Here is a 22774-nt window from a genome sequence, read left to right as displayed (position 1 = left end):
CTTCCGGCCAGCGGAGGCGACCGCCGTAGCGTGAGCGGTGACAGGGCACGGGGACGAGGGGGAGGTGGGCTCATGCCCGGCTGGGTGCAGGACGCGGTGTGGTGGCACGTCTACCCGCTGGGCTTCGTGGGGGCCGAGCAGGAGCGTGGCGACGACGACGTCGTCCGGCACCGGCTGCCCCGGTTGCTCGACTGGCTGGACTACGCCGTCGAGCTCGGGGCGAACGGGCTGGCGCTCGGGCCGGTGTTCGCCAGCGGCACGCACGGCTACGACACCGAGGACCACCGGCGGATCGACCCGCGCCTGGGCGACGACGCCGACTTCGACACCCTCGTCGCCGCCTGCCGCGAGCGGGGGCTGCGGGTGCTGCTGGACGGGGTGTTCAACCACGTCGGCCGCGGGCACCCGGCGTTCCGCGCCGTGCTGGAGCAGGGCCCGGACGCGCCCACCGCCGGCATGTTCCGGCTGCGCTGGCCGCACGGGCCGGGCGCCGAGCCCGAGTACGACACCTTCGAGGGCCACGGCCAGCTGGTCGCGCTGGACCACTCCGCGCCGGCCGTCGCCGACCTGGTCACCGAGGCGATGACGCACTGGCTGGACCGCGGCGCCGACGGCTGGCGGCTGGACGCCGCCTACGCCGTCCCGCCGTCGTTCTGGGCCGGCGTGCTGCCGCGGGTGCGCGAGCGCCACCCGGACGCCTGGTTCGTCGGTGAGGTCATCCACGGCGACTACGCCGCCACCGTGGGCGAGTCCGGGATGGACTCGGTGACCCAGTACGAGCTGTGGAAGGCGATCTGGAGCTCGCTCAACGACGGCAACCTGCACGAGCTGGCGCACGCGCTGGGCCGGCACGACGAGTTCCTGCGGTCGTTCGTGCCGCTCACCTTCGTCGGCAACCACGACGTCACCCGGATCGCCAGCCGGCTGACCGACCCCCGGCACCTGGCGCACGCGCTGGTGGTGCTGTTCACGGTCGGGGGGACGCCGTCGGTGTACGCGGGCGACGAGCAGGCGTTCACCGGGGTGAAGGAGGACCGGGCCGGTGGCGACGACGCCGTCCGCCCGCCCTTCCCGGCGGGCCCGGCCGAGCTGGCCCCCTTCGGCGAGCCGACCTTCCACCTGCACCAGGAGCTGATCGGGCTGCGCCGCCGGCACCGCTGGCTGCACGCCGCGCACACCGAGGTGCTGCACCGGGACAACACCCAGCTGAGCTACGCCAGCGGCGCCGACGGCGAGCGCCTGGTGGTGGCGCTCAACCTCGCCGACACCCCCGCGCTGGTGCCCGCACCCGGCGCCGGTGCGCTGCTGGCCGGGGCCGGGCAGGTGCAGCAGGACGGCGTCCGGCTCGAGCCGCACGGCTGGGCGGTCCTCGCCGGTCGCTGAAGGACCCCGGTGGGGCATCTCACCGCGCCCGGTTGGAACGCCGGACGCCGCTGTGGTGTCGTTCTCCGACGTGACCACCGCTGCTGCCCCGGCCGCCCGCACCCCGCGGCGGGCGTACCTGGTCTGGGGCGTGGGGCTGCTGGCCTACGCGGTGGCGATCTTCCACCGCGGCTCGCTCGGCGTCGCCGGGGTGCAGGCGCAGGAGCGGTTCGGCGCCGGCGCCTCGGCGATCTCGCTGTTCCTGGTGCTGCAGCTGGCCGTCTACGCGGGCCTGCAGGTCCCGGTGGGCGTGGCCCTGGACCGGTTCGGTTCCCGGGCGATGATCGTCGCCGGCGCGCTGACCATGTCGGCCGGCCAGGCCGTGCTCGCCCTGGCCACCGACGTGCCGACCGCCGTCGCCGCCCGGGTGCTGGTGGGCGCCGGCGACGCGATGACCTTCATCAGCGTGCTGCGGGTCGTGCAGCTGTGGTTCACCGGCCGCACCGTGCCGGTGGTCACCCAGCTGACCGGCATCCTCGGGCAGATCGGCCAGATCGTCGCCGCCTACCCGCTGGTGGCACTCCTGCGCGACACCTCCTGGCCGGCCACGTTCCTCGGTGCGTCGGCCGTCGGGGTGCTCGCCGCGGTGCTCGTGCTCGTCGCGCTCTCCGACGCCCCGCCGGGCGCGCCGGTGTCCAGCCCGGCGGGGATGGATCAGGTGCGCGCCAACCTGGTGGCCACCTGGCGGGAGCCGGGCACCCGGATCGGGATGTACACCCACCTGGTCACCCAGTTCTCCGGAACGGTCTTCGCGCTGCTGTGGGGCTTCCCGTTCCTCACCGTCGGCGAGGGCCTGAGCCCCGGGACGGCGGCGACGCTGCTCACCCTGCTGGTGCTGATCGGGATGGGCTTCGGCCCGTTCCTCGGCCGGCTGGTGGGGCGCTGGCCGATGCGCCGCTCGGTGCTGGTGTTCGGCATCCTCGGCGCGACCGCGACCACCTGGACCGTCGTGCTGCTCTGGCCCGGGCGGGCGCCGCTGTGGCTGCTCGTCGTGCTGGTGCTGGTGCTCGGCACCAACGGGCCCGGGTCCATGATCGGTTTCGACTACGCCCGCACCGAGAACCCGGCCGAGCGGGCGGGCAGCGCCAGCGGGGTGGTCAACGTGGGCGGCTTCGTCGCCTCGCTGCTGACCATCCTGGCCATCGGGGCGGTGCTCGACCTGCTCACCCCGGCCGGCACCACCGACTACAGCCGGGACGCCTTCCGCGCGGCGTTCTCCGTGCAGTACGTCTTCTGGGCGGTCGGGCTGGTCGGGGTGCTGCGGCACCGCAAGGCGCTGCGCGCCCGGCTGGCCCGCGACGGCGTGGTCATCGCCCCGCTGCACGTCGCGGTGGGCGCGCGGCTGCGCGGCCGGTCGGCCTACGAGCCCCCGGTCGAGGGCTGAGCGTCCCCGGTGCGCCGGGCGAGGGCGATGGCGTAGTCGAACGCCCGCCCGTCCCGCTGCACCGGCAGCACCAGGTGCTCGACGTCGGTCGCGTCGGGCAGCCCGCGCAGCCGGTCGGCCAGCTCCGGCACCGGGTCGCTCGCCCAGACGGCGAGCACGCCGCCGGGCCGCAGCGCGGCCAGCGCGCCGGTGAGCCCGGGCGTCCCGTACAGGCCGGCGTTGCGCTGGTGCACCAGGAAGCCCGGTCCGTTGTCGACGTCGAGCAGCACCGCGTCGTAGGCGCCCGGATGGTCGGCGAGGTGCGCGGCGACGTCGGCGGTGTGCAGCCGCAGCCGGGGGTCGGCGGGCAGGGCGGGCAGCAGGCCGTCGCGGGCCCAGCCGACCAGCGCCGGCTGCAGCTCGGCGACGTCGACCTGGGCCACCCGGGGGTCGGCCAGCGTCGTCGCCGCGGTCCAGCCCAGCCCCAGCCCGCCGACCAGCACCCGCAGGCCGGTGCCGGCGCAGCGGGCCAGCGTCTCGGTGGCCAGCGCGCGCTCGGTGGAGGTGTCGACGTCGTCCATGGCGAAGACGCCGTCGACGATCAGCTCGGTCACCGCACCCCGCCGGCGCAGCACCACCTCGCCGTGCGCGGCGGCCGCCCGCCCCAGCTCCACAGGCTCCTCGTCGCTCACGGCGAGGAGTGTGCGGCAGGCCGGAGCCGCAGCTGCTGGCCGGGGCGCAGCTGGGCGCAGCGGTCGACGTCGGCGTCGGTCACGTAGCCGATCACCGGGTAGCCGCCGGTCACCGGGTGGTCGGCCAGGAAGAGCACCGGCAGCCCGGACGGCGGCACCTGCAGCGCGCCGCGGACCATGCCCTCGCTGGGCAGCTCGCCGCTGCGCAGCCGGTCCAGGGGGGCGCCGTCCAGCCGCAGGCCCACCCGGTTGCTCTCGCTGGTGACCGTCCACGCCTGCCCGGTCAGCGCCGCCCAGCCGGCGTCGCCGAACCAGTCGGCCCGCGGGCCGGGCAGCGCGGTGACGGTCAGCTCGCCGTCCGGCGGGTCCGGCACCGGCGCCAGGTCGACCCCGGGTGCGGGGTCGGCCGGGGTGCCGACCGGGAGCACGTCACCGGGCGCGAGCACCGCCGGGCCGAGGCCGGCCAGCACATCGGTCGCCCGCGAACCGAGCACCGGCTCGACGGTGATGCCGCCACGGACGGCCAGGTACGTGCGCAGCCCGCTGGCCGGCGGGCCCAGCCGCAGCTCCTGACCGCGGCGCAGCAGGGTGGGCGCGGCGTGCGGGGCGCCCGGGCAGCGGGCGCCGGTGGTGACCACCAGCAGGTCGGCTCCGGCGCGCACGGCGAGACCGCCGAGGGTCACCTCGAGCACCGCGGCGTCGGCGGGGTTGCCGACCAGCCGGTTGGCCAGCGCGGCCGAGGCCCGGTCGCAGACGCCGGATCGGCCGATGCCCAGCGCGGCCTGGCCCGGCCGGCCGAGGTCCTGCACGGTGGTCAGCGGCCCGGTGGCCAGCACGGTCAGGCTCATCCGGACACCGCCACGAACCGCACCCGGGCGCCCGGCCGGAGCAGGGCGGCGGGCTCACGGTCCAGGTCGAACACCGCGACGTCGGTGCGGCCGATGAGCTGCCAGCCGCCCGGTGACTCGCGCGGGTACACCCCGCTGAACTCCCCGGCCAGCGCGACCGACCCGGGTGGCACCCGGGTGCGCGGGGTCGACCGGCGCGGCACGTCCCACTGCGCCCCGGGCTGGGTCAGGTAACCGAAGCCGGGGGCGAACCCGCAGAAGGCGACCGTCCACTCGGCGCCGGTGTGCCGCTGGACCAGCCCGGCCGGGGTGAGGCCGAGCAGCTCGGCGGCCTCGGCCAGGTCGGCCCCGGCGTAGTGCACCGGCAGCTCGACGGCGTCACCGGTCACCTGCCCGTCCGGCCGCGGGGTGGTGGTCCGCACCGCGTCGGCCACTGCGGCGAGCGTGGTGACCGCCGGGTCGATGACCAGCAGCACCGTGCGGGCGGCCGGGACGAGGTCGACCACCCCGATCGGTGGCCCGGCGACGAGCGCGGCGTACAGGCCCAGGACGTCGTCGAGGGTGTCGACCTCCGCGAGCAGGGCGGTGCTGCCGCTGGGGAGCAGGCGCATCAGCCGGCGAAGGGGGCCAGCTCGACCCCCGCCGTGGTCAGCGCGGTGCGCACCCGCCGGGCGATCTCGACGGCGCCGGGGGTGTCACCGTGCACGCAGATCGAGCCGGGCGTGAGGGTCAGCGCGCCGCCTTCGACGTCCCGGATCGGCTCGCCGGCGGCCATCGCCACGCACCGGGCGGCGATCTCGGCCGGGTCGTGCAGCACCGCGCCGGGCAGCCGCCGGGAGACCAGCGTGCCCTCCGGCGTGTACGCGCGGTCGGCGAAGGCCTCGGGCACCACGGTCAGCCCGGCGTCGGCCGCCAGCCGCAGCCAGGCCGAGCCGGGCAGACCGAGCACCGGGAGGGTCCGGTCGTAGGCGACGACGGCGGTGACCACGGCGGCCGCCTGCTCCTCGTGGTTGACGATCGCGTTGTAGAGCGCCCCGTGCGGCTTCACGTAGCGCACCCGGTCGCCGGCGATCCGGGCGAAGCCCTCCAGCGCGCCGAGCTGGTAGACGACGTCCGCGGTCAGCGCCTCGGGCTCCACGTCGATGAACCGGCGGCCGAAACCGGGCAGGTCGCGGTAGCCGACCTGGGCGCCGATCGCCACGCCCTCCGCGACGGCCCGGACGGTGACCCGCCGCATGATCGCGGGGTCGCCCGCGTGGAAGCCGCAGGCCACGTTCGCGCTGGTGACCACGCCGAGCAGGGCGTCGTCGTCGCCCAGGGTCCACTGGCCGAAGCCCTCACCGAGGTCGGAGTTCAGGTCCACGGGGCGAGCCTGCCGCACGCCGTACGGTCGTGGGGAGCCGGTCAGCCCTGCCCGCCCCGGAAGCAGGCGGCGATCTCGTGCTCCCGCGCAGCTTCCTCGTCGGTGCTCATCTCCGGCCGGTCGTCCTCGCTCCAGCTCAGGCCCCCCATCTGGACGGCGACGGTGAAGCCGAGCTGTTCCAGGCAGGGGGCCACGAGGGCGTCGTCGACCGGTCCGGTCGGGCCGGCCGGCCAGGTGGGGTGCTGGCCGGCGGTCATCGGGTGCAGCGGCATGCCGTCGCCGGCGCCGCCGTCGAGCCGGACCTCGCCGGCGTTCCAGATGATCGGTGTCGTCACCATCCCGGTCGGTACGCCATGGTCCATCGGCAGCGGGTCGAAGTCGCGGACCAGCGCACCGTCGGGGGCCCGGTCCAGGCTGGGCGAGTACTCCGCCGCCACCTCGGGCTCGGCGAGGACCACCAGCGGGCCGGTCGTCGACGAGACGTCGACCAGCGCCAGCCGCTCCTGGCCGCTGATGGTCATCCCGGTGACCACCGGCGTGAGCTGGGCGGGCCGGGCGCCCGCCGGGCCGGTGAACCACGCCCAGGCCCACTCACGACCGGCCTGGGCGAGCACCACCGCCCAGCGCCGCCCACCGGGCACGTCGCCGGCGAACACGACGCGCTGGGTGCCGTCCTCCACGGTGCCCGCGCCGCCGTAGGTGAGGCCGTCCAGCCCGATCTCCGGCGTCCAGTCGAGCGCGGCGACGGCCGCCACGAAGTCCTCGTCGTCGGCGAGGGAGCCCCGCACCGGGAGGTCGTACAGCATGGGCGGGGGCGCGACGTAGGGCGTGACGGTGGGGGCCCGGGACGGGCGGGCGGCGGCCGGCGGTTCGCCCGCGCCCGTCCCGGTCAGCGCCGCCCCCGCGACCAGGAGGACGACGGTGAGCCCGCCGACGACCCAGCCGGCGGTGCGACGGCGTCGGGAGCGGGCCAGGGCCAGTGCGCGGGTCGCCGCGTCGTCGCCGTCGGGCTGCTCGGCGAGGGCGGCGAGCTCGGTCAGCCGCGCGGCGACCGCCCGCTCGAGCGGCGAGGTCACGCCGGCCGCCGGTAGATCGCGTCCGGGTCGTCGCCGGCGGGCGGGGATGCGGGGGACGAGGGCGCGGGGCACGAGGGCGCGGGGACGGGGCGCGGGGACGGGGCGCGGGGACGGGGGCGCGGGGCGCTGAGCTGCGGCGGGCGGGGACGCGGGGCGGTCCCGGAGGAGCGCGGTCGCGAGCGCGCCGGGGCGGTAGACGGCGTCGGGATCCGGATCGGCGTCTGCGGGATCGGCTGCTGCCGGTGCTGCCGCTGCGGCCATCGCCGGCACTGGCCCGGCCGGGTCCGGCCGGGTGGTGAGCAGCGGGCCGAGGGCGTCCAGCGCCGTGGCGAGCGCGTCGGCGACGTCGGCGGGGGAGCAGCCGAGCAGCTCCGCGGTGGCGGCCTCGTCCAGCTGCTCGTGCAGGCGGAGGACGGCCGCCGCCCGGTGGCGGGGCGCCAGGTCGGCGAGTGCACTCAGCCAGGCGCGGTCGTCCTCGGCGACGTCGTCGGCGCCGGTGGTCCCGATCACGACGGCCGGCGGGTCGTGGTCGTCCAGGACCTCGCGGACCAGCTCCGCCCGCGCCTGCGTCAGCGCCTCGGCCGGGTCGACCGGCCGGCGCCGGCCGGCGCGGGCGAGTGCCCGGACGAGCAGCTCCTCGGCCTCGCCGCGGTCCCCGGTGAGCAGCAGCGCGGTGCCGCGCAGCCGGTGTCCGGCCTCCGTCACCACGGCCGCGACCTGGTCGGCCCGTCGGCCCATGCGCACACCTCCGTCCGGTCGTTGGTCGGCACCGTAACGGTGCGTTCCCGTTCCGCCCGTGCGGGGCACACTGATCCCCGATGTCCGATCCCGACCCGGCCCCGCCCGCGACGCTGGTCGCCCGGTTGCGCGCGGCCGGGTGCGTCTTCGCCGAGGACGAGGCGGCGCTGCTGGTCGAGGCCGCGGACGGGCCGCGCCACCTGGAGCGGCTGGTGAGCCGGCGGGTGGCCGGGGAGCCGCTGGAGCAGGTGCTGGGCTGGGCCGGCTTCTGCGGTCTGCAGGTGGCCGTGGCGCCGGGGGTGTTCGTGCCGCGGCGGCGCACCGAGTTCCTCGCGGCGGAGGCCGTGGCCCGGGCCGGGCGGGGGAGCGTCGTCGTCGACCTGTGCTGCGGGACCGGGGCGGTGGGGATGGCCGTCGCGGTCGCCGTCGGTGGGGTGCGGTTGCACGCCGCCGACCTCGACCCGGCGGCCGTCGCCTGCGCCCGCCGCAACCTGGCACCGCTGGGCGCCTGGGTGGGGGAGGGCGACCTGTTCGACGCCCTGCCGTGGTCGTTGCACGGGCAGGTCGACGTGCTGGTGGTCAACGCCCCCTACGTGCCCACCGACGCGGTCGAGCTGATGCCGCGGGAGGCGCGGGAGCACGAGGCGCGGCTGGCCCTGGACGGCGGCACGGACGGGGTGGCCGTGCACCGGCGGGTCGCGGCCGGCGCGGCCGGCTGGCTGTCGGTCGGCGGGGCGCTGCTGATCGAGACCGGTGCGGAACAGGCGCCGGCCACCGCGACGGCCGTCGCGGCCGGCGGCCTGCAGACCGTCGTGCGGCGCGACGACGACCTCGACGCGACCGTCGTCGTCGGCACCCGCCCCTGAACGCACCCGCCCCTGGACGCACCCGCCCCTGAACGCAGTCGGCCCCGCACCCGAGGGTGCGGGCCGAGCGCGGGGTGGCGCGACTCAGCTGGGCTGGACGCCGAACGCGGTGGCCAGCTTCTCGATCTTGCGCGCCCGGCCGAGCCGGGGCAGGTCGCTGCCGTCACGGATGACCTGGCCGCGGGCGTCGAAGTCGGCGAGGAAGTCCCGGGCCCAGGCGACGTCGGAGGGAGCCGGGCTGATGACCTCGTTGATCACCGGCAGCTGGTCCAGCTGCAGGCAGAGCTTGCCGGTGAGCCCCAGCGAGACGGTCAGCGCCGACTGCTCGCGCAGGATCGGGTGGCTGGTGCCGACGGTCGGGCCGTCGATGGGTCCGGGCAGGCCACCGACCCGGCTGGCGACGACCAGGCGGGAGCGGGGGTAGGCCATCGCCAGGTCGTCGGCGCTGGTGCCGGTGTCGCGGCGGTAGTCACCGCTGCCGAAGGCGAGGCGGAACGCGCCGCGGGCACGGGCGATGTGCACCGCCTCCTCGATGCCCAGCGCCGACTCGACCAGCGCGAGCACCGGGGTGGCGCCGCCGAGCCGGTCGTAGGTCTCGGTGACGTGCTCGGCGGCCTCGGTCTTGGCGAGCATGACGCCGGCGAGGCCGGGCATGCCCTTGAGCGCGTCGACGTCGTCGGACCAGAAGGCCGTCGAGCGGTCGTTGATCCGCACCCAGGCGCGCTTCTCCCCGGTGGAGAGGTACTCGGCCACGTCGGCTCGGGCACCGGGCTTGCGGGCCGGGTCGACCGCGTCCTCGATGTCGAGCACGACCTGGTCGGCACGGGAGTCGTGCGCCTCGTCGAACAGCTCGGTACGGGCGCCGTTGACCAGCAGCCACGAGCGGGCGATTCCAGGGTCTACGTTCCTGCCTCTGTGCACCGGGCCATTCTGGGGGCTCGGTCGGGCAGCGGCCCGCCCGGGGTCCCTCGTGTCGCCGGGCCGGGGTGTCGACCAGCTCACGCGGCGCGGGCGGCCAGCCGGTCGAGCAGGCCGACGTGCCAGTCGACGTCGACCCGCCGGCCGATCGTGCCGCGGGGGCGGACCAGGTCGAACCGCACCAGCCCGGGGCCGCCGCCGGGCAGCCGGCCGTCGGCCCACAGCAGCGCCAGGTGCGACCGGGGCGTCGGGGCGTCGGCCGGGACGCCCAGTGCCAGCTGCGTCTGCAGCACTGGGCGCTGCCGGTAGAACGCGCGCAGCCCCTGCGTGTCGGCGGCCGGGAGCTCGCCGTCGTCGGAGTGCCAGACCCGCAGCACGTCGGTGTCGGTGTGCAGGATCAGCCCGCTCATCGGCAGCCCGAGGTTGTCGGTGCCCAGGTCGAGCAGGTCCAGCTGGCCGCTGAGCGGGCCGTCCTCCAGGTGCGCGCCGAAGGGACGCAGCCGCTCCATCGCCTCCCGGCGGACCAGCTGGTGGTCCAGGTGCCGGTCGGCCGAGGGCTGCCAGCCGTGCTCGGCGTGGATCCGCCGGCTGACCGCGATGCCGGCCGCGAGCGCCTCCTGCACGGCGAGGAGCAGCGGACGCAGCCGGGTGACCACCGCGTGCGGCCGGTCGACGTCCTCGGGGTCGCCGTCCGGTGTCAGGCCGCCGGGTGTGGGGGTGTCGGGGGAGGGCTCCACACCCCGAGTCTGCCGCCGGGGGGTGACAGGACCGAGGATCACCGCCGTGGACACCTCTGCTGGGTCGTCGCCCCGCCCGGTCACCGTCGTCACCGGCGGAGGGCGCGGCATCGGCGCCGCCGTCGTCGCGCGGCTGGTGCGCGACGGTCACGACGTCGCCGTCGGCTACCGGGCCGACGCGGGGAGCGCCGAGGCGGTGGTCGCCGGTGCGCGGGCGGCCGGGGCGCGGGCGATCGCCGTCCGGGCCGAGGTGAGCGACCCGGCCGCGGTCGACGCGCTCTTCGCCGCGGCGGCCGCCGGGCTCGGGCCGGTGACCGGTCTGGTCGCCAACGCGGGGCTGACGGCGCACCTCGGCGACCTGGCCGACACCCCGGTGGACGTCGTCCGGCAGGTCCTCGACGTGAACCTGCTCGGCGTCCTGCTGTGCGCGCGCCGCGCGGCCCAGGTGATGTCGCGGAGGCGCGGGGGACCCGGCGGTGCGATCGTCGCGATCTCCTCCAGCGCGGCCACCCTCGGCTCACCCCACGAGTACGTGCACTACGCCGCCGCGAAGGCCGGGGTGGACGCGCTGGTCGTCGGCCTGGCGAAGGAACTCGCGGACGACGGCGTCCGGGTGAACGCGGTCGCGCCCGGGCTGGTGGAGACCGGCATCCACGCCGGTGCCGGTGACCCCGACCGGCCGGCCCGCGTGGTCGGCCGGGTGCCGCTCGGGCGGGCCGGGCGGTCCGACGAGATCGCCCCGGCGGTCGCCTGGCTGCTGTCCCCGGAAGCGTCCTACTGCACCGGCGCCGTGCTGCGGGTGGCCGGCGGGTTGTGACCTCAGGTCGGCGCATCGCGCCGGCCGCGGGGTGCAGAACTGTCGTACCTCGTACGTATGTTCGGGTGCATGGCGCAGGTGTCGGGGTCGAGCGTGGTCGAGGGGGTGCTCATCGACTGGGTGGTCCATCGCCCGGTCGAGCCTTCCCGGCTGCCGCCTGAGTGGCTCTCCGATGAGCAGCTGGCCGCGGAGCTGCAGCGGGTGCAGCGCCGCCGGGGGCAGGACGCCGCACACGAGGCGGAGCTGATCCTGGCGCTGGCCGGGCAGCGGCCCGCCGCGGCGGATCCGGCGCCGGATCACCCGGGTGCCCGGCGGGCGGGGTGGACCGCGCAGCCGGGTGACGGTGAGGTGAGTGAGTTCTGCACCGCGGAGCTGGCGGCCGTGCTCAACGTCGGGCGGGGGACGGCGGCGATCCGGTTGACCCGGGCGTTGACGTGGGTGCGGAAGCTGCCCGCGACGTTCGCGGCGCTGCGGGATGGGGAGCTGGATGAGCGGCGGGCGCAGCAGCTGGCTGATGCGGTGAAGGACGTCCCCGCCGACGTGGCCGCCCGGGTGGAGGAACGGCTGCTGGGTGAGGCGCGGGATCTGTCGGTGACCCGGGTCGGTACCCGGGCCGCGGAGCTGGTGCTGCAGCTGGACGCCGCTGCGGCGGAGGAGGCGCGGGTGGAGGCGGCGAAGACCGCCGACGTGCACGTCTACCCCTCACCTGCTGATGGGCGGGCGGTGCTGGCGGTGGACCTGCCGGCCGAGGAGGCCGCCGCGGCGAAGGACCTGTTCGACCAGTTGGCGCGGATGTTGAAGGCCGATGGGGACGAGCGGCCGATCGGGCTGCTGCGCACGCTGGTGGCCGCGGCGCTGATCCTGCGCCCCGCTGACTCCGGGCTGCCGCTGGTGGCGGCGAACCTGACGATCACCGCCGCGCTGGAGGCGTTGGAGGGCGGGTGTGCGCCGGGTGAGGTGAACGGGCTGGTGATCACCGCCGCGCACCTGCGTGACCTGCTGGCCCGGCTCGGGGCTCTCGGCGTCACCGCCCCCGACGGCGGGTCACTGGCCTATGCGGTCACCGGCCCGGACGGGGAACTGCTGGCCACCTTCACCCCCGCGGAGTTGGAGCGGCTGGCGACGCGCGGCTGCCCCGAGCACGCGGTGGGCGACTGCTCCTGCGCGCTGGCCGGCCCGCCGCCGACGACCGACCGGTACCGGCCCACCGAGCGGCAGCGGGCGTTCGTCACCGCCCGCGACCGGCGCTGCCGCTTCCCGGGCTGCGGCCAGCGCGTCGGCGCCCACGACCTGGACCACGTCGTCCCCCGGCCCCCGTGCAGGGACCCGCCGCGAGCTTGCGAGCGGTGGGGGGCACGGGGGTCCTTCGTCCACGCCCCCGGCTGGCGGTTCGTCATGACCGGCGACGGCACCCTGCAGGTCACCACCCCGTCCGGCGTCACCCGCACCACCCGACCACCCGGCCTCCGACCACGAGAACCCGAGCCACCGCCGCCCGAGCCGACCGGCGGACCACCCTCGGACGACCCCGCTGACGACCCACCTCCGTTCTGAGCAGGCTGGGTGGCCGACAGTCGCTGGTCGCGGGTTGCTGGTTGCTGGCCGCTGGGTGGCAGCACCGTCCAGTCCGTGTGACTGGTGTGCCGGGAGTTGCTGTGCCGCGGATCGTCGGGCACTCGAGTCCCGGCAGGCCCCCCGCCTGCCGATGAGAGCAACGTGATCCGTCAGGACGTCCCGCAGGGCTCGCCGCGGAGCCCGCAGTGGTTCGACCCCGAGCACCAGGCCGACATCCTCGCGGCTTTCGACCACCACCTGGCCTCGGGGCTGCACGAGCGCACACCCTTCTGCCCGCGCCCCGAGCGCGTGCTCGAACTGGGTCAGCTCGCTGCCGCCAGCGCACTACCCGCCCGCGCCGCACTGCTCCGGTGGGGCGCCCTGCCGGCCGCCGTGCGCAGCCATCTGCTCACCGGCTGGTACGGGGTCCGCGAACCCCGCCGCCACGCCGCCTGAGCCCGGGGCCGACCAACCGGCCGGCCGGGCCGGCCCGACCCGCCCGTGGCCGTTCCCGGTCACGGGCGCGGGACGTTCCGCAGGTTGCTGCGGGCCAGGTCGATCATCTTCCCGACCCCGCCGCCCAGGATCATCTTCGACGCGGTCGTCGCGAACCCACGGACCTGCTCGCCGGTGATCGCCGGCGGGATCGACAGCGCGTTCGGGTCGGTCACGAACTCCATGAGCACCGGCCCCGGATCGGCCAGGCCCGCGGTGAGGGTGTCCCGCACCTCCCCGGGGTCCTCCACCCGCATCGACCGGATGCCGACCGCGGCCGCGATCGCGGCGAAGTCCGTCGGCTCGTGGTCGGTCTCGAAGTCCGGGATGCCCTCGACCATCATCTCCAGCTTCACCATGCCGAGCGACGCGTTGTTGAACAGCACGATCTTGATCGGCAGCCGGTGCAGCCGGGCGGTGATCAGCTCCCCGAGCAGCATCGCCAGACCGCCGTCCCCGCTCATCGACACCACCTGCCGCCCGGGCGCGGCGAACTGCGCACCGATCGCGTGCGGCAGCGCGTTGGCCATCGACCCGTGCCGGAACGACCCGATCACCCGTCGCCGGCCGTTCGGAGTCAGGTACCGCGCCGCCCACACGTTGCACATCCCGGTGTCCACGGTGAACACCGCGTCGTCGGCGGCGAGCTCGTCCAGCTGCGCGGCCACGTACTCCGGGTGGATCGGGCGCATCTCCTCCACCCGGTGCGTGTACGCGTCGACCACCTTCTCCAGGGAGTCGGCGTGGTCGCGCAGCATCCGGTCCAGGAAGCGCCGGTCGGTCTTGCGCTCCAGCAGCGGCAGCAGCGCCCGGATGGTCTCCCCGACGTCGCCGTGCACCGCCACCTCGAGCGGGCTGCGCCGGCCCAGGTGCGTGGCGTCCGCGTCGACCTGCGCAGTCCGCGCCTGCGGCAGGAAGTCCGGGTACGGGAAGTCGGTGCCCAGCAGCACCAGCAGGTCGGCCTCGTGCGTGGCCTCGTGTGCCGCCCCGTACCCCAGCAGGCCGCTCATGCCGACGTCGTAGGGGTTGTCGTACTGGATGAACTCCTTGCCGCCGAGCGCGTGCCCGACCGGGGCCAGCACGTGCCCGGCCAGCTGCACCACCTCGTCGTGCGCGTCCCGGCAGCCGGCGCCGCAGAACAGCGTCACCGTCTCGGCCGCGTTGATCGCGTCGGCCAGCGCCTGCACCTGCTCGGCGGGCGGCCGCACGGCGGAGGGCCGGGCCACCATCGCCGACTCCACCGTCGGCCCGCCGGACTCCTCGCCGGCCAGGTCGCCCGGCAGCACGACGACCGACACCCCCTGCTCGCCGACGGCGGTCTGGATCGCCACCCGCAGCGCGTGCGGCATCTGCTTGGGCGTGACCACCTCGCACCAGGACGAGCACTCCTGGAACGTCCGCTCGGGGTGGGTCTCCTGGAAGAAGGCCATCCCGATCTCCTGCGACTGGATGTGCGAGGCGATCGCGAGCACCGGTGCCCCGCTGCGGTGCGCGTCGTACAGCCCCTGCAGCAGGTGGGTGTTGCCCGGCCCGCAGGAGCCCGCGCAGACCGCCAGCTTCCCGGTCACCTGCGCCTCGGCGGCCGCGGCGAACGCCCCGCCCTCCTCGTTGGCCACGTGCACCCACTCGATGCCGTCGGTGTGCCGGACGGCGTCGACGACCGGGTTCAGCGAGTCCCCGACCACGCCGTAGATCCGTTCCACCCCCGCGGCGCGGAGCATCTGCACGAGCTGGACGGCGACGGTCGGATGTGCCACGGGTGCTCCTCGGTGTGCGGTGGGGCAGGGCGGTGGGGGCAGGGCGGGGGACAGGGCGGTCGGGTCGGTCGGTGGGGACAGAGCGGTCGGCGCCGTCGGCACGGTGGAGACGGGGCGATCGGTGCGGTCGTGACGGCGCGGTCAGTCCTCCTCGGGCGGTGCGAAGCGCGCCAGCGCCTCCACTGCCGGGCAGGTGTAGTACGCGCCGGTGAGCGGGGTGAGGAAACCGGTCAGCCCGTCCCGGACGCCGTCGGTCGCCCCGGCCATCCGGCGGAGCATCTCGTGCAGTCGCCACCGGTCCCGGGCGAAGCCGACGAACGCCGTCCCGTGGTCGGTGACCCCGCCGTAGGCGACGTTGCGTCGGAACACCTGCCGTTCCTCGCCGTCGACCTCCACGGTGGTGCGCACGACGTGCGCGCTGGGGAGCTGCTCGTCGTCGGGCAGCTCGACGCTGTCGACCTTGGTCCGGCCCATCATCCGTTCCTGGCCGTACTCGCCCAGCGACTCCCAGGTCGCGGTGTCGTGCCGCCAGGCCTGGAACAGCACGACGCTCGCCCCGGCGCCCGGCTCACCCGCCGGCACCGCCGCCACCTCGGGCGCGCGCAGCAGCCCGGGGTTCTCGGTGCCGTCGATGAAGCCGGTCAGGTCCCGGTCGTGCCGGTACAGCCAGCCGGTGAGCTCCGCGGCCACCCGGGCCACGCCGGCGAGGGCCGCCAGCACCGCGCGGGCGTTGTCGAACACCGCCGTCCGGTCGCCGCCGGCCACCCACACCCAGGCGTCGTGCTGGGTCGCCGGCATCCGGTAGCCCCCGGCGCCGACGACCGGCTCGTCGAACCCCGCGGCGTCGGCCGGCGCGTCGCCCGGCGCCACGGCGGCCCACAGCTCCGGGCGGAAGCCGACGACCACGTTCACGCCGCCGGTCGTGGACAGCGGACCGGTCAGCCCGGCCACCCCGCGGACCAGCTCCTCCGCGGTGCGACCGGGCTCCAGGTCCAGCTCCAGGTAGCAGTGCTCCGGGGTGCCGAGGCCGAAGATGCCCGGTTGCGACGTCACGTCGTCCAGCCTGCCCGACCTGGCACCCCGCGCGCGTCAGTCGCTGGTCGGCGGCTCGTCCTTGCCGGCCTCCTCGAGCGCGTCGGCCTCCTCCTTCGTCTTGTGCACCGCCTTGTCGGCGTGCTCCGGCGGCCCGTAGACGGTGTAGAGCACCAGCGGGTTGACCCCGGTGTTGACGAAGTTGTGCTTCTTCCCGGCCGGGACGACGACCAGGTCGCCCTGAGCGACGTTCTTCTTCTGGCCGGAGACGATCGCCTGCCCGGTGCCGCTGACGAAGGTGAGGATCTGGTCGATGTCCTCGTGCACCTCCTCGCCGATCTCCCCACCCGGCGGGATGGTCATGATCACCAGCTGGGAGTGCTCGCCGGTCCACAGCACGCGGCGGAAGTCGGCACTCTGCTCGGCGACGGTGGCGATGGTGAAGTGCTCCATGGGCGCCGTTCCTCCAGTTCGGTCGATCTGCTGACCGGCGCGCGCCGGTCCTGGTGATCAGTCAAGAGCAGGACGGCGGCCACCGCGATGCGAGACCCGCTCCTGGAGGCCCTGGTGCACCCGGCCGTGCGGGAGCATGCTGCCGCCGTCAGCGCCGCCCAGCCCCCGGAGGCAGCCATGCGCACCCACCACGACGGCACCGACCCGGCGACCGTGGCCGCCGTCTCGGACACCCTCGAGCCGGACGCCGACGACGACACCGCCGGCTGGTCACCGCCGGACCGGCCGTGGGTGTCGACCGGCTGGGGCACCACCGAGCGCGAGGAGGCCGGCGAGAGCCTCTCCGGCCGGCTGGCCCGCGAGCTCCGGGACGGCGGGGCCGACGACGAGGGGGCCGACGACGAGGGGGACGGGCTGGGCGACGACGCCGGCACCGACGGGGAGCTGCGCGACGACGAGGTCGGCGACGACCGCGCAGGCCGGCTGGCCGACGACGACGACGGCGTGGTCGACACGGAGGACGAGCTGTACGCGGAGGACGAGGGCGTCGACGGGGGAGGGGCGTCGGCGGAGGAGGCCGCGGTGCACGTCGTCCGGGACGCGCGCTGAGCCGGGCGGGGCACGGACCGTCGGGACCTCCGGCACTGTGCGCGCGGCGGCGCCGTGCGCCAGGGTGGGGGTCCGGCCGCCTGGGGCGGCGCGGGACGGGCACGGACAGGAGGACACGGTGACGGAGCAGGGCGGCACGCGGGACGCGCTGGCAGCGGAGGTCGACGAGGCCATGGCCGGGACCTCCGAGGGAGCGTCGACCGCGGCGGTCGACGGTGGTGTCGGTGGCGGGGTCGTCGTGGGCCACGACGGCTCCGGGTGTGCCCAGGAGGCGCTCCAGTGGGCGGCGGGGCTGGCCGAGCGGGCCGGGTGGCCGCTGCACGTCGTCCGCGCCTGGCGGATCGCCACCGCGCCGCAGCCGGCCAGCTGGTCGCCGGGCTACGTGCCGCCGATGGAGGACTACGAGAAGGCGGTCCAGACCGACCTGGAGGCCGACGTCGTGGCCGCGCTCGGCCGGGACCGCGCCGCGGGGGTCGGCTGCCACGTCGCGCACACCGCGCCGGTGAAGGCGCTCATCGCCGCCGCCCGGGACGCGGACCTGCTGGTGGTGGGCGCCCGCGGCCGCGGCGGTTTCGCCGGGCTGCTGCTGGGCTCGACCAGCGACCAGGTCACCCGGCACGCGCCGTGCCCGGTCACCGTGGTGCGGAGCGACCGCAAGGACTGAGCGCAGCGCCCGGACCGGGCGCACCCCGGTGGTCCGCGGGCGGACGGGCGGGTGTCCACTGTCGGGGTGTCCGCCCCCGACCGCGTCCCGCCGTCCTTCCTGCAGGCCCACACCCGGGTGGCGCGGCCGACCCTGATCCCCGAGGTGCAGCTGCACGTCGCCGACGACGTCGTCGCCCTCTGGGAGGCGATGGAGACCGAGGCCGGCGGCGCCGGCCAGGACCCGCCGTTCTGGGCGGCGGCCTGGCCCGGTGGCCAGGCGCTGGCCCGGCACGTCCTGGACTCCCCGGAGCTCGTCGCCGGCCGGCGCGTGCTGGACCTCGGCGCGGGGAGCGGGCTGGTCGCCGTGGCGGCGCTGAAGGCCGGCGCCGCGCACGTCATCGCGAGTGACGTCGACCCGTACTCCCACACCGCGATCGCGCTGAACGCCGAGCTCAACGGCGTCAGGGGGATCGAGGTGGTGGGTGACGTGCTGGGCGAGGACGGGCCGGACGTCGACGTCGTGCTGGCCGGGGACGTCTGCTACGACCGCGACATGACCGCCCGGGTGCTGCCCTACCTGGGCGCCCACTGGCTGCGCGGCGCCACGGTGCTGCTCGGTGACCCCGGCCGTGCCTACCTGCCCCGCGAGGGGCTGCTCCCGGCCGCCGTGCACGACGTCCCGGACGCCGACGGCGGTGAGGTCCGCCGGACGACGGTCTGGCGGCTGCCCTGAGGTCCGGGCGCCCGGTGCTCGCGTGACGAGCGGGGCGTGCGGGGCGAGTCACACCGCGCTGACCAGGGGAGTCGTGGCAGATCCCGACGAACTGGCCGCCTGGCGTTGTCACGAGGTCGTCACGGGCCTTACCTTGGGCCGGTCCGGCCGGACGTCACGTCCCCATCCGGGGAGCCCGCGCCGGGTGCCGCCGAGTCGCTGCCCGCAGCGATCCGGGGACCCACCGCAGCACTGGGGTGAATCCCGCCCGGGCACGTGCCCGGCCGGGTAGGGCGTCTTCCCGCCCGAATCCGTCAGCTAACCCGGTAGGCGGCCACGGAAGAGCCCAGGAGCCCCCTCCTCCATGTCCCCCCGCACCACCCCGCACGACGACGCCCTGGACGACGCGGCCGTGCCCGCCGACGACGGCCTGCCCACCGCGGTCCTGCCCGTCGGCGCCGCGAAGAGCTCCCGCCGCCTGGCACCCCCGACGGGGCTGCGCCGGCCGGCGATGTACCTGGCCGCCGCTGCGGTCGGCGCGGTCCTGGTGAACGTCGCGGTGAGCGGGCAGACCGACGCCGAGGCCACCGCCGCGCCGGAGCCGGTGAGCATCGCCACCCAGCTGGGCCTCACCGCCGAGCACGCCAGCACGGTCGTCGCCGAGGGTGAGGTGGGTGACCGGCTCGGCGAGCTGGCGGCCGACCGCAGCCAGCGGCAGGAGGCCGAGGTCGCCGCCCAGCAGGTGCAGGCCGCCGCCGTGGCCGCCGAGGAGGCCCGGCTGGCCGAGGAGGCCCGGCTGGCCGAGGAGGCCCGGCTCGCCGAGGAGGCCCGGCTGGCCGAGGAGGCGCGGCTGGCCGAGGAGGCGCGTCAGGCCGAGGAGGCCCGCAAGGCCGAGCGGGCCGCCGCCGCCCAGCGGTCGCAGTCCGCCCCCCGGTCCTCCGGCGGCGGCTCGTCCGCCCCGGCCCCGGCCGCCGCCGCGCCCGCAGGCTCCTACCAGGAGTACGCGCTGTCGAAGCTCGGCGGTGACTCCGGCCAGTTCTCCTGCCTGGAGAAGCTGTGGGGCAAGGAGAGCGGCTGGAACCCCAACGCGCAGAACCCGCGCAGCACCGCCTACGGCATCCCGCAGTTCCTGGACTCCACCTGGAAGGGCACCGGGATCGCGAAGACCTCCGACGGCTACCGGCAGATCGACGCCGGCCTGATCTACATCAACAACCGCTACGGCTCGCCGTGCGGCGCGTGGTCGCAGTCGCAGTCCGCCGGCTGGTACTGATCGACCCGCTCCTGATCGACTGCTCCCGCTCGACCTGCTCCTGAACCAACCAGCACCGCCCAGGAGGGGCCGCCCGCACCGGGCGGTCCCTCCTGGTGTGCCGAGTCCGGCACCGCCCTGCCAGAATGTCGTCCCCATCGGACAGGATCACCGGGTGGACCACCCCGACCAGGAGGACTGAACCGTGGGCAAGCACCGGGCACCCGAGCCCGCGGCCTCGGACTTCGACGCCGCGACCGCCGCGTTGGCGGACGTGACCGGCGACTACGTCGTCGACGCCGCGCACACCCGCATCGGCGTCCGTGCGCGGCACGCGATGGTGACGACCGTGCGCGGCGCGTTCACCGACTTCGCCGGCACCGCGCACCTCGACACCGGCGACCCGGGTGCGAGCAGCGTCTCGCTGCGCATCCGCACCGCCAGCATCGACACCGGGGCTCCCGACCGCGACGCGCACCTGCGCTCGGCGGACTTCCTGGACGTCGAGCAGTTCCCGGAGATGCGCTTCGACTCGACCGCCGTGCAGCAGGTCGACGACGAGGTCTACCGGGTCACCGGCGACCTGACCATCAAGGACGTCACCCGCTCGGTCGACGTCGACTTCACCCTCACCGGCTCGGCGCTGGACCCGTTCGGCAACACCCGGGTCGGCTTCGAGGGAGCGCTGGCGATCAAGCGCAGCGACTGGGACCTCACCTGGAACGCCGTGCTGGAGACCGGTGGCGTGCTGGTCAGCGACCGCATCCAGGTGGAGTTCGACGTCTCGGTGATCCGGACGGCCTGACGCTCAGTCCCCTCCGGCACGCGGAAGAGGTGTGTCGCGGACCACTGTTCCTCGCTAGCCTGGCACTCAGTGCCACCGGTGGTCCTCCGCCGGGCACCCGGGGACGACGGCGTCCCCGGTCCGAGCAGCAGGGGAGTGCGCAGATGGCGAACGCGTGGTTCGAGACGGTGGCCGAGGCGCAGCGGCGGGCGAAGCGCCGCCTGCCGAAGGGCGTCTACGGGGCGCTGGTCGCCGGCTCCGAGCGCGGGGTGACCGTCGACGACAACCTGGCCGCCTTCGCCGAACTGGGGTTCGCCCCGCACACCGCCGGGCTGGCCAACGGGCGGCAGACGGCCACCACGGTGATGGGTCAGCAGATCTCGCTGCCGGTGCTGATCAGCCCGACCGGCGTGCAGGCGGTCAACCCCGACGGCGAGGTCGCCGTCGCCCGTGCCGCGGCGGCCCGGGGCACCGCGATCGGGCTGTCGTCGATGGCCAGCAAGCCGATGGAGGAGGTCATCGCGGCCAACCCGCAGACCTTCTTCCAGCTCTACTGGGTCGGTGACCGCGACCTGATGGCCGCCAAGGTCGAGCGGGCGCGCCGGGCCGGGGCGGCCGGGCTGATCGCCACGCTGGACTGGTCGTTCTCCTACGGCCGGGACTGGGGCAGCCCGTTCATCCCGGAGCGGATCAACCTGGAGGCGGTGCGGCGCTACGCCCCGCAGGTGGCGCTGAAGCCCGCCTGGCTGTGGGAGTTCGCGAAGACCAAGAAGCTGCCCGACCTCACCGTGCCGAACATGGTGGCGAACCCCGGTGACCCGGCGCCCACCTTCTTCGAGGCCTACGGCATGTGGATGCAGTCGCCGATGCCGACCTGGGAGGACGTCGCCTGGCTGCGGGAGCTGTGGGGGGCCGACAAGCCGTTCATGCTGAAGGGCGTCATGCGGGTCGACGACGCCAAGCGCGCCGTCGACGCCGGGGTCAGCGCCATCTCCGTCTCCAACCACGGCGGCAACAACCTCGACGGCACGCCCGCCTCCATCCGGGCGCTGCCGGCGATCGCCGAGGCCGTCGGTGACCAGGTCGAGGTGCTGCTCGACGGCGGCATCCGGCGGGGCTCCGACGTCGCCAAGTCCCTCGCGCTGGGCGCGAAGGCGGTGATGATCGGTCGCGCCTACCTGTGGGGCCTGGCGGCCAACGGGCAGGCCGGGGTGGAGAACGTGCTCGACCTGATGCGTGACGGCCTCGGCTCGGCGATGGTCGGCCTCGGCCGGGAGTCGGTCGCCGACCTCTGCCGCGACGACGTCGTCGTCCCGCCCGGCTTCGAGCGGTACCTCGGCGTCGACCAGGTCGCCGACGCGCCGGTGGAGAGCGTCCCCGCGCGGCACCGGGGCGGCCGGGGCTGAGCCTGCCCGGGCGATGAGTTCCGGGTGGCACGGCGGTCTGGGTGGGCAGGAGACCCGCCCGGTCGCCGAGGAGGCCGCTCATGTGCTCGCTGTCCCGCTTCGTCACGGTGTGGTCGGTGCTCGAGCAGCGGGTGGCCGACGGCCGGCTGCCCGGGTACGCCGCCGCCGTCCGGCACCGCGGCACCACCGAGGTGCGCACCGGCGGCTGCCTGGTCCGCGGTGGCCGGGACCCGGTCACCGCGGACTCGTTGTTCCGGCTCTCCTCGCTGTCCAAGCCCTACGCCGGCGTGCTGACCCTCGCCCTGGCCGAGGACGGGGTGCTCGCACTGGCCGACCCGGTGACCCGGTGGCTGCCCGAGCTGGCCGGCTTCCGGGTGCTCGCCGCCCCGGCGGGCCGCTGACCGACACCGTGCCCGCGGCGCGGGAGATCACCGTGCGCGACCTGCTGACCAACACCGCGGGCTTCGGCGCCCTGTTCGACGGCAGCCCGCTGGACGTGGCGACCGTCGAGCGCGGCCTCGGGGCCGGGCCGTTCTCGCCCCAGCTCGACCCCGAGGAGTACCTGGCCCGGCTCGCCGGGCTGCCGCTGGCCGCCCAGCCGGGGGAGCGCTGGCTCTACCACGCCTGCACCGACGTCCTCTCCGTGCTGCTGGCCCGCGCCGCCGGCCGCCCGCTGGGCACCGTGCTCACCGAGCGGGTCACCGGCCCCCTCGGGCTGCGCGACACCGGCTTCCGGGCCCGCGACGCCCGGCGGCTGACCGCCGCCTACCTCCCCGACGGGGCAGACCTGGCCCTGCTGGACGGCGCCGACGGGATCGCGGCCCGGCCGCCGGTGTTCGAGGGCCTGGCCGCCGGGCTGGTCGCGACCGCCGGGGACGTGCTGGCCTTCCTCGCGGCGCTCGCCGACGGTGGGGGGCCGGTGCTGACGCCCGGCTCGGTCGCCGTGTTGACCACCCCGTCGCTGACCGGGCGGCAGCGGGAGACCGCCGGTGACTTCCTGCCCGCCGGTGTGTCCTGGGGGCTGCAGATCGGCGTGCGGGTGGACGACGGCCTGCCCGGCGGCTGGGGGTGGGACGGTGGCACCGGGACCACCGGCTGGGCCGATCCCGCGCGCGACCTGGTGGCCGTGCTGCTGACCACCCGCGGGTACGGCGGCCCGGACGACGACCTGGGTGCCTTCTGGCGTGCACTGCACCGCTGCCTGTGACGCCGCTGCTCGCGGCGCCGCAGGCCGC

General features: G+C 75.9%; 24 protein-coding genes and 1 riboswitch. Of the genes, 14 read left to right on the top strand and 10 right to left on the bottom strand.

The window, feature by feature from the left end; genetic code table 11:
- Positions 1-72: 72 nt before the first annotated feature.
- Both JD78_RS08590 and JD78_RS08585 read left to right on the top strand, forming a co-directional pair.
- The gene (locus JD78_RS08590) at positions 73-1383 is read left to right on the top strand and encodes an alpha-amylase family protein (RefSeq protein ID WP_153358958.1); all 1311 of its coding nucleotides are present in this window, start codon (positions 73-75) and stop codon (positions 1381-1383) included.
- Between the two features lie 70 nt (positions 1384-1453).
- A complete protein-coding gene (locus JD78_RS08585; RefSeq protein WP_153358990.1) occupies positions 1454-2806 on the top strand; it encodes an MFS transporter in 1353 nt (450 codons plus the stop codon).
- Here the strand turns inward: JD78_RS08585 and JD78_RS08580 are convergent.
- From JD78_RS08580 to JD78_RS22560, 5 genes are read right to left on the bottom strand one after another with little or no spacing between them, the layout of a single operon-like run.
- Positions 2782-3477, bottom strand: coding sequence for a spermidine synthase (locus JD78_RS08580; protein WP_208104051.1), 696 nt, complete (start codon positions 3475-3477; stop codon positions 2782-2784). The genes JD78_RS08585 and JD78_RS08580 overlap by 25 nt on opposite strands.
- Entirely contained in the window at positions 3474-4325 is an 852-nt protein-coding gene (locus JD78_RS08575; RefSeq protein WP_153358962.1) for a 5-oxoprolinase subunit C family protein, read from the bottom strand. The genes JD78_RS08580 and JD78_RS08575 overlap by 4 nt, the downstream gene beginning before the upstream one ends.
- Positions 4322-4936: a 5-oxoprolinase subunit B family protein gene (locus JD78_RS08570; RefSeq protein WP_153358964.1), complete on the bottom strand. Its 615-nt coding sequence runs from the start codon at positions 4934-4936 to the stop codon at positions 4322-4324. Before JD78_RS08570 ends, JD78_RS08575 begins: the two co-directional genes overlap by 4 nt.
- Entirely contained in the window at positions 4936-5688 is a 753-nt protein-coding gene (locus JD78_RS08565) for a LamB/YcsF family protein (RefSeq protein WP_153358966.1), read from the bottom strand. The genes JD78_RS08570 and JD78_RS08565 overlap by 1 nt, the downstream gene beginning before the upstream one ends.
- Positions 5689-5729: 41 nt before the next feature.
- Entirely contained in the window at positions 5730-7502 is a 1773-nt protein-coding gene (locus JD78_RS22560) for a SigE family RNA polymerase sigma factor (protein ID WP_166521087.1), read from the bottom strand.
- An 80-nt stretch (positions 7503-7582) separates the two neighbouring features.
- Here JD78_RS22560 and JD78_RS08555 point away from each other — a divergent pair, with 80 nt between their 5' ends.
- Positions 7583-8368: a putative protein N(5)-glutamine methyltransferase gene (locus tag JD78_RS08555; RefSeq protein WP_153362504.1), complete on the top strand. Its 786-nt coding sequence runs from the start codon at positions 7583-7585 to the stop codon at positions 8366-8368.
- An 84-nt stretch (positions 8369-8452) separates the two neighbouring features.
- On the opposite strand, the gene JD78_RS08550 is transcribed toward JD78_RS08555, so the two are convergent.
- Together JD78_RS08550 and JD78_RS08545 are read right to left on the bottom strand one after the other, a co-directional pair.
- Positions 8453-9289 carry an HpcH/HpaI aldolase/citrate lyase family protein gene (locus JD78_RS08550; RefSeq protein WP_153362503.1) on the bottom strand — a complete coding sequence of 279 codons (837 nt, stop codon included), beginning with the start codon at positions 9287-9289 and terminating at the stop codon, positions 8453-8455.
- Positions 9290-9366: 77 nt separating this feature from the next.
- Complete coding sequence (locus JD78_RS08545) at positions 9367-10023, bottom strand: hypothetical protein (RefSeq protein ID WP_228395457.1); 657 nt, start codon at positions 10021-10023, stop codon at positions 9367-9369.
- A gap of 46 nt (positions 10024-10069) precedes the next feature.
- On the opposite strand from JD78_RS08545, the gene JD78_RS08540 reads away from it, so the two are divergent.
- From JD78_RS08540 to JD78_RS08530, 3 genes are all read left to right on the top strand, one after another.
- Entirely contained in the window at positions 10070-10840 is a 771-nt protein-coding gene (locus JD78_RS08540) for an SDR family oxidoreductase (RefSeq protein ID WP_228395456.1), read from the top strand.
- A 69-nt stretch (positions 10841-10909) separates the two neighbouring features.
- Positions 10910-12394, top strand: coding sequence for a DUF222 domain-containing protein (locus JD78_RS08535; protein WP_166521086.1), 1485 nt, complete (start codon positions 10910-10912; stop codon positions 12392-12394).
- Between the two features lie 162 nt (positions 12395-12556).
- Positions 12557-12850, top strand: coding sequence for a hypothetical protein (locus JD78_RS08530; protein ID WP_153362361.1), 294 nt, complete (start codon positions 12557-12559; stop codon positions 12848-12850).
- Between the two features lie 59 nt (positions 12851-12909).
- Here the strand turns inward: JD78_RS08530 and JD78_RS08525 are convergent, their stop codons facing one another.
- The 3 genes from JD78_RS08525 to JD78_RS08515 form a co-directional block, all read right to left on the bottom strand.
- Complete coding sequence (locus tag JD78_RS08525; RefSeq protein ID WP_153362360.1) at positions 12910-14646, bottom strand: pyruvate dehydrogenase; 1737 nt, start codon at positions 14644-14646, stop codon at positions 12910-12912.
- A gap of 141 nt (positions 14647-14787) precedes the next feature.
- The gene (locus tag JD78_RS08520; RefSeq protein WP_153362359.1) at positions 14788-15699 is read right to left on the bottom strand and encodes a Dyp-type peroxidase; all 912 of its coding nucleotides are present in this window, start codon (positions 15697-15699) and stop codon (positions 14788-14790) included.
- A 36-nt stretch (positions 15700-15735) separates the two neighbouring features.
- Positions 15736-16131 (bottom strand): cupin domain-containing protein, encoded by a 396-nt coding sequence (locus JD78_RS08515; RefSeq protein ID WP_153362358.1) that lies wholly within the window; start codon positions 16129-16131, stop codon positions 15736-15738.
- An 87-nt stretch (positions 16132-16218) separates the two neighbouring features.
- Here JD78_RS08515 and JD78_RS08510 point away from each other — a divergent pair, with 87 nt between their 5' ends.
- The 8 genes from JD78_RS08510 to JD78_RS08480 all read left to right on the top strand — a co-directional run bounded on the left by JD78_RS08510 (position 16219) and on the right by JD78_RS08480 (position 22746).
- Positions 16219-16740 (top strand): DUF5709 domain-containing protein, encoded by a 522-nt coding sequence (locus tag JD78_RS08510; RefSeq protein WP_228395429.1) that lies wholly within the window; start codon positions 16219-16221, stop codon positions 16738-16740.
- 118 nt (positions 16741-16858) lie between these two features.
- Positions 16859-17404, top strand: coding sequence for a universal stress protein (locus tag JD78_RS08505; RefSeq protein WP_153362357.1), 546 nt, complete (start codon positions 16859-16861; stop codon positions 17402-17404).
- Between the two features lie 66 nt (positions 17405-17470).
- The gene (locus JD78_RS08500; RefSeq protein ID WP_153362356.1) at positions 17471-18118 is read left to right on the top strand and encodes a class I SAM-dependent methyltransferase; all 648 of its coding nucleotides are present in this window, start codon (positions 17471-17473) and stop codon (positions 18116-18118) included.
- A gap of 188 nt (positions 18119-18306) precedes the next feature.
- Positions 18307-18441: riboswitch (cyclic di-AMP (ydaO/yuaA leader) on the top strand.
- A 20-nt stretch (positions 18442-18461) separates the two neighbouring features.
- Positions 18462-19370: an aggregation-promoting factor C-terminal-like domain-containing protein gene (locus JD78_RS08495; protein WP_228395428.1), complete on the top strand. Its 909-nt coding sequence runs from the start codon at positions 18462-18464 to the stop codon at positions 19368-19370.
- Between the two features lie 184 nt (positions 19371-19554).
- Positions 19555-20154: a YceI family protein gene (locus JD78_RS08490; protein ID WP_153362355.1), complete on the top strand. Its 600-nt coding sequence runs from the start codon at positions 19555-19557 to the stop codon at positions 20152-20154.
- Between the two features lie 143 nt (positions 20155-20297).
- A complete protein-coding gene (mftD, locus tag JD78_RS08485) occupies positions 20298-21539 on the top strand; it encodes a pre-mycofactocin synthase MftD (RefSeq protein ID WP_153362354.1) in 1242 nt (413 codons plus the stop codon).
- 80 nt (positions 21540-21619) lie between these two features.
- Positions 21620-21940 (top strand): serine hydrolase, encoded by a 321-nt coding sequence (locus tag JD78_RS22125; protein WP_243731005.1) that lies wholly within the window; start codon positions 21620-21622, stop codon positions 21938-21940.
- A 32-nt stretch (positions 21941-21972) separates the two neighbouring features.
- Positions 21973-22746, top strand: a complete 774-nt coding sequence (locus JD78_RS08480; protein WP_424991693.1) for a serine hydrolase domain-containing protein — start codon at positions 21973-21975, stop codon at positions 22744-22746.
- Positions 22747-22774 lie beyond the last annotated feature (28 nt).

The sequence above is a fragment of the Modestobacter roseus genome (assembly GCF_007994135.1).
GTDB classification, from domain to species: Bacteria; Actinomycetota; Actinomycetes; order Mycobacteriales; family Geodermatophilaceae; genus Modestobacter; species Modestobacter roseus.
This window is presented reverse-complemented; position numbering and strand designations above follow the sequence as displayed.

Coding starts and splice junctions, on each gene's coding strand:
- JD78_RS08495 (WP_228395428.1), top strand. CDS start 18,462: ATGTCCCCCCGCACCACCCCGCACGACGACGCCCTGGACGACGCGGCC.
- JD78_RS22125 (WP_243731005.1), top strand. CDS start 21,620: ATGTGCTCGCTGTCCCGCTTCGTCACGGTGTGGTCGGTGCTCGAGCAG.
- JD78_RS08510 (WP_228395429.1), top strand. CDS start 16,219: ATGCGAGACCCGCTCCTGGAGGCCCTGGTGCACCCGGCCGTGCGGGAG.
- JD78_RS08575 (WP_153358962.1), bottom strand. CDS start 4,325: ATGAGCCTGACCGTGCTGGCCACCGGGCCGCTGACCACCGTGCAGGAC.
- JD78_RS22560 (WP_166521087.1), bottom strand. CDS start 7,502: ATGGGCCGACGGGCCGACCAGGTCGCGGCCGTGGTGACGGAGGCCGGA.
- JD78_RS08555 (WP_153362504.1), top strand. CDS start 7,583: ATGTCCGATCCCGACCCGGCCCCGCCCGCGACGCTGGTCGCCCGGTTG.
- JD78_RS08570 (WP_153358964.1), bottom strand. CDS start 4,936: ATGCGCCTGCTCCCCAGCGGCAGCACCGCCCTGCTCGCGGAGGTCGAC.
- mftD (WP_153362354.1), top strand. CDS start 20,298: ATGGCGAACGCGTGGTTCGAGACGGTGGCCGAGGCGCAGCGGCGGGCG.
- JD78_RS08535 (WP_166521086.1), top strand. CDS start 10,910: ATGGCGCAGGTGTCGGGGTCGAGCGTGGTCGAGGGGGTGCTCATCGAC.
- JD78_RS08590 (WP_153358958.1), top strand. CDS start 73: ATGCCCGGCTGGGTGCAGGACGCGGTGTGGTGGCACGTCTACCCGCTG.
- JD78_RS08515 (WP_153362358.1), bottom strand. CDS start 16,131: ATGGAGCACTTCACCATCGCCACCGTCGCCGAGCAGAGTGCCGACTTC.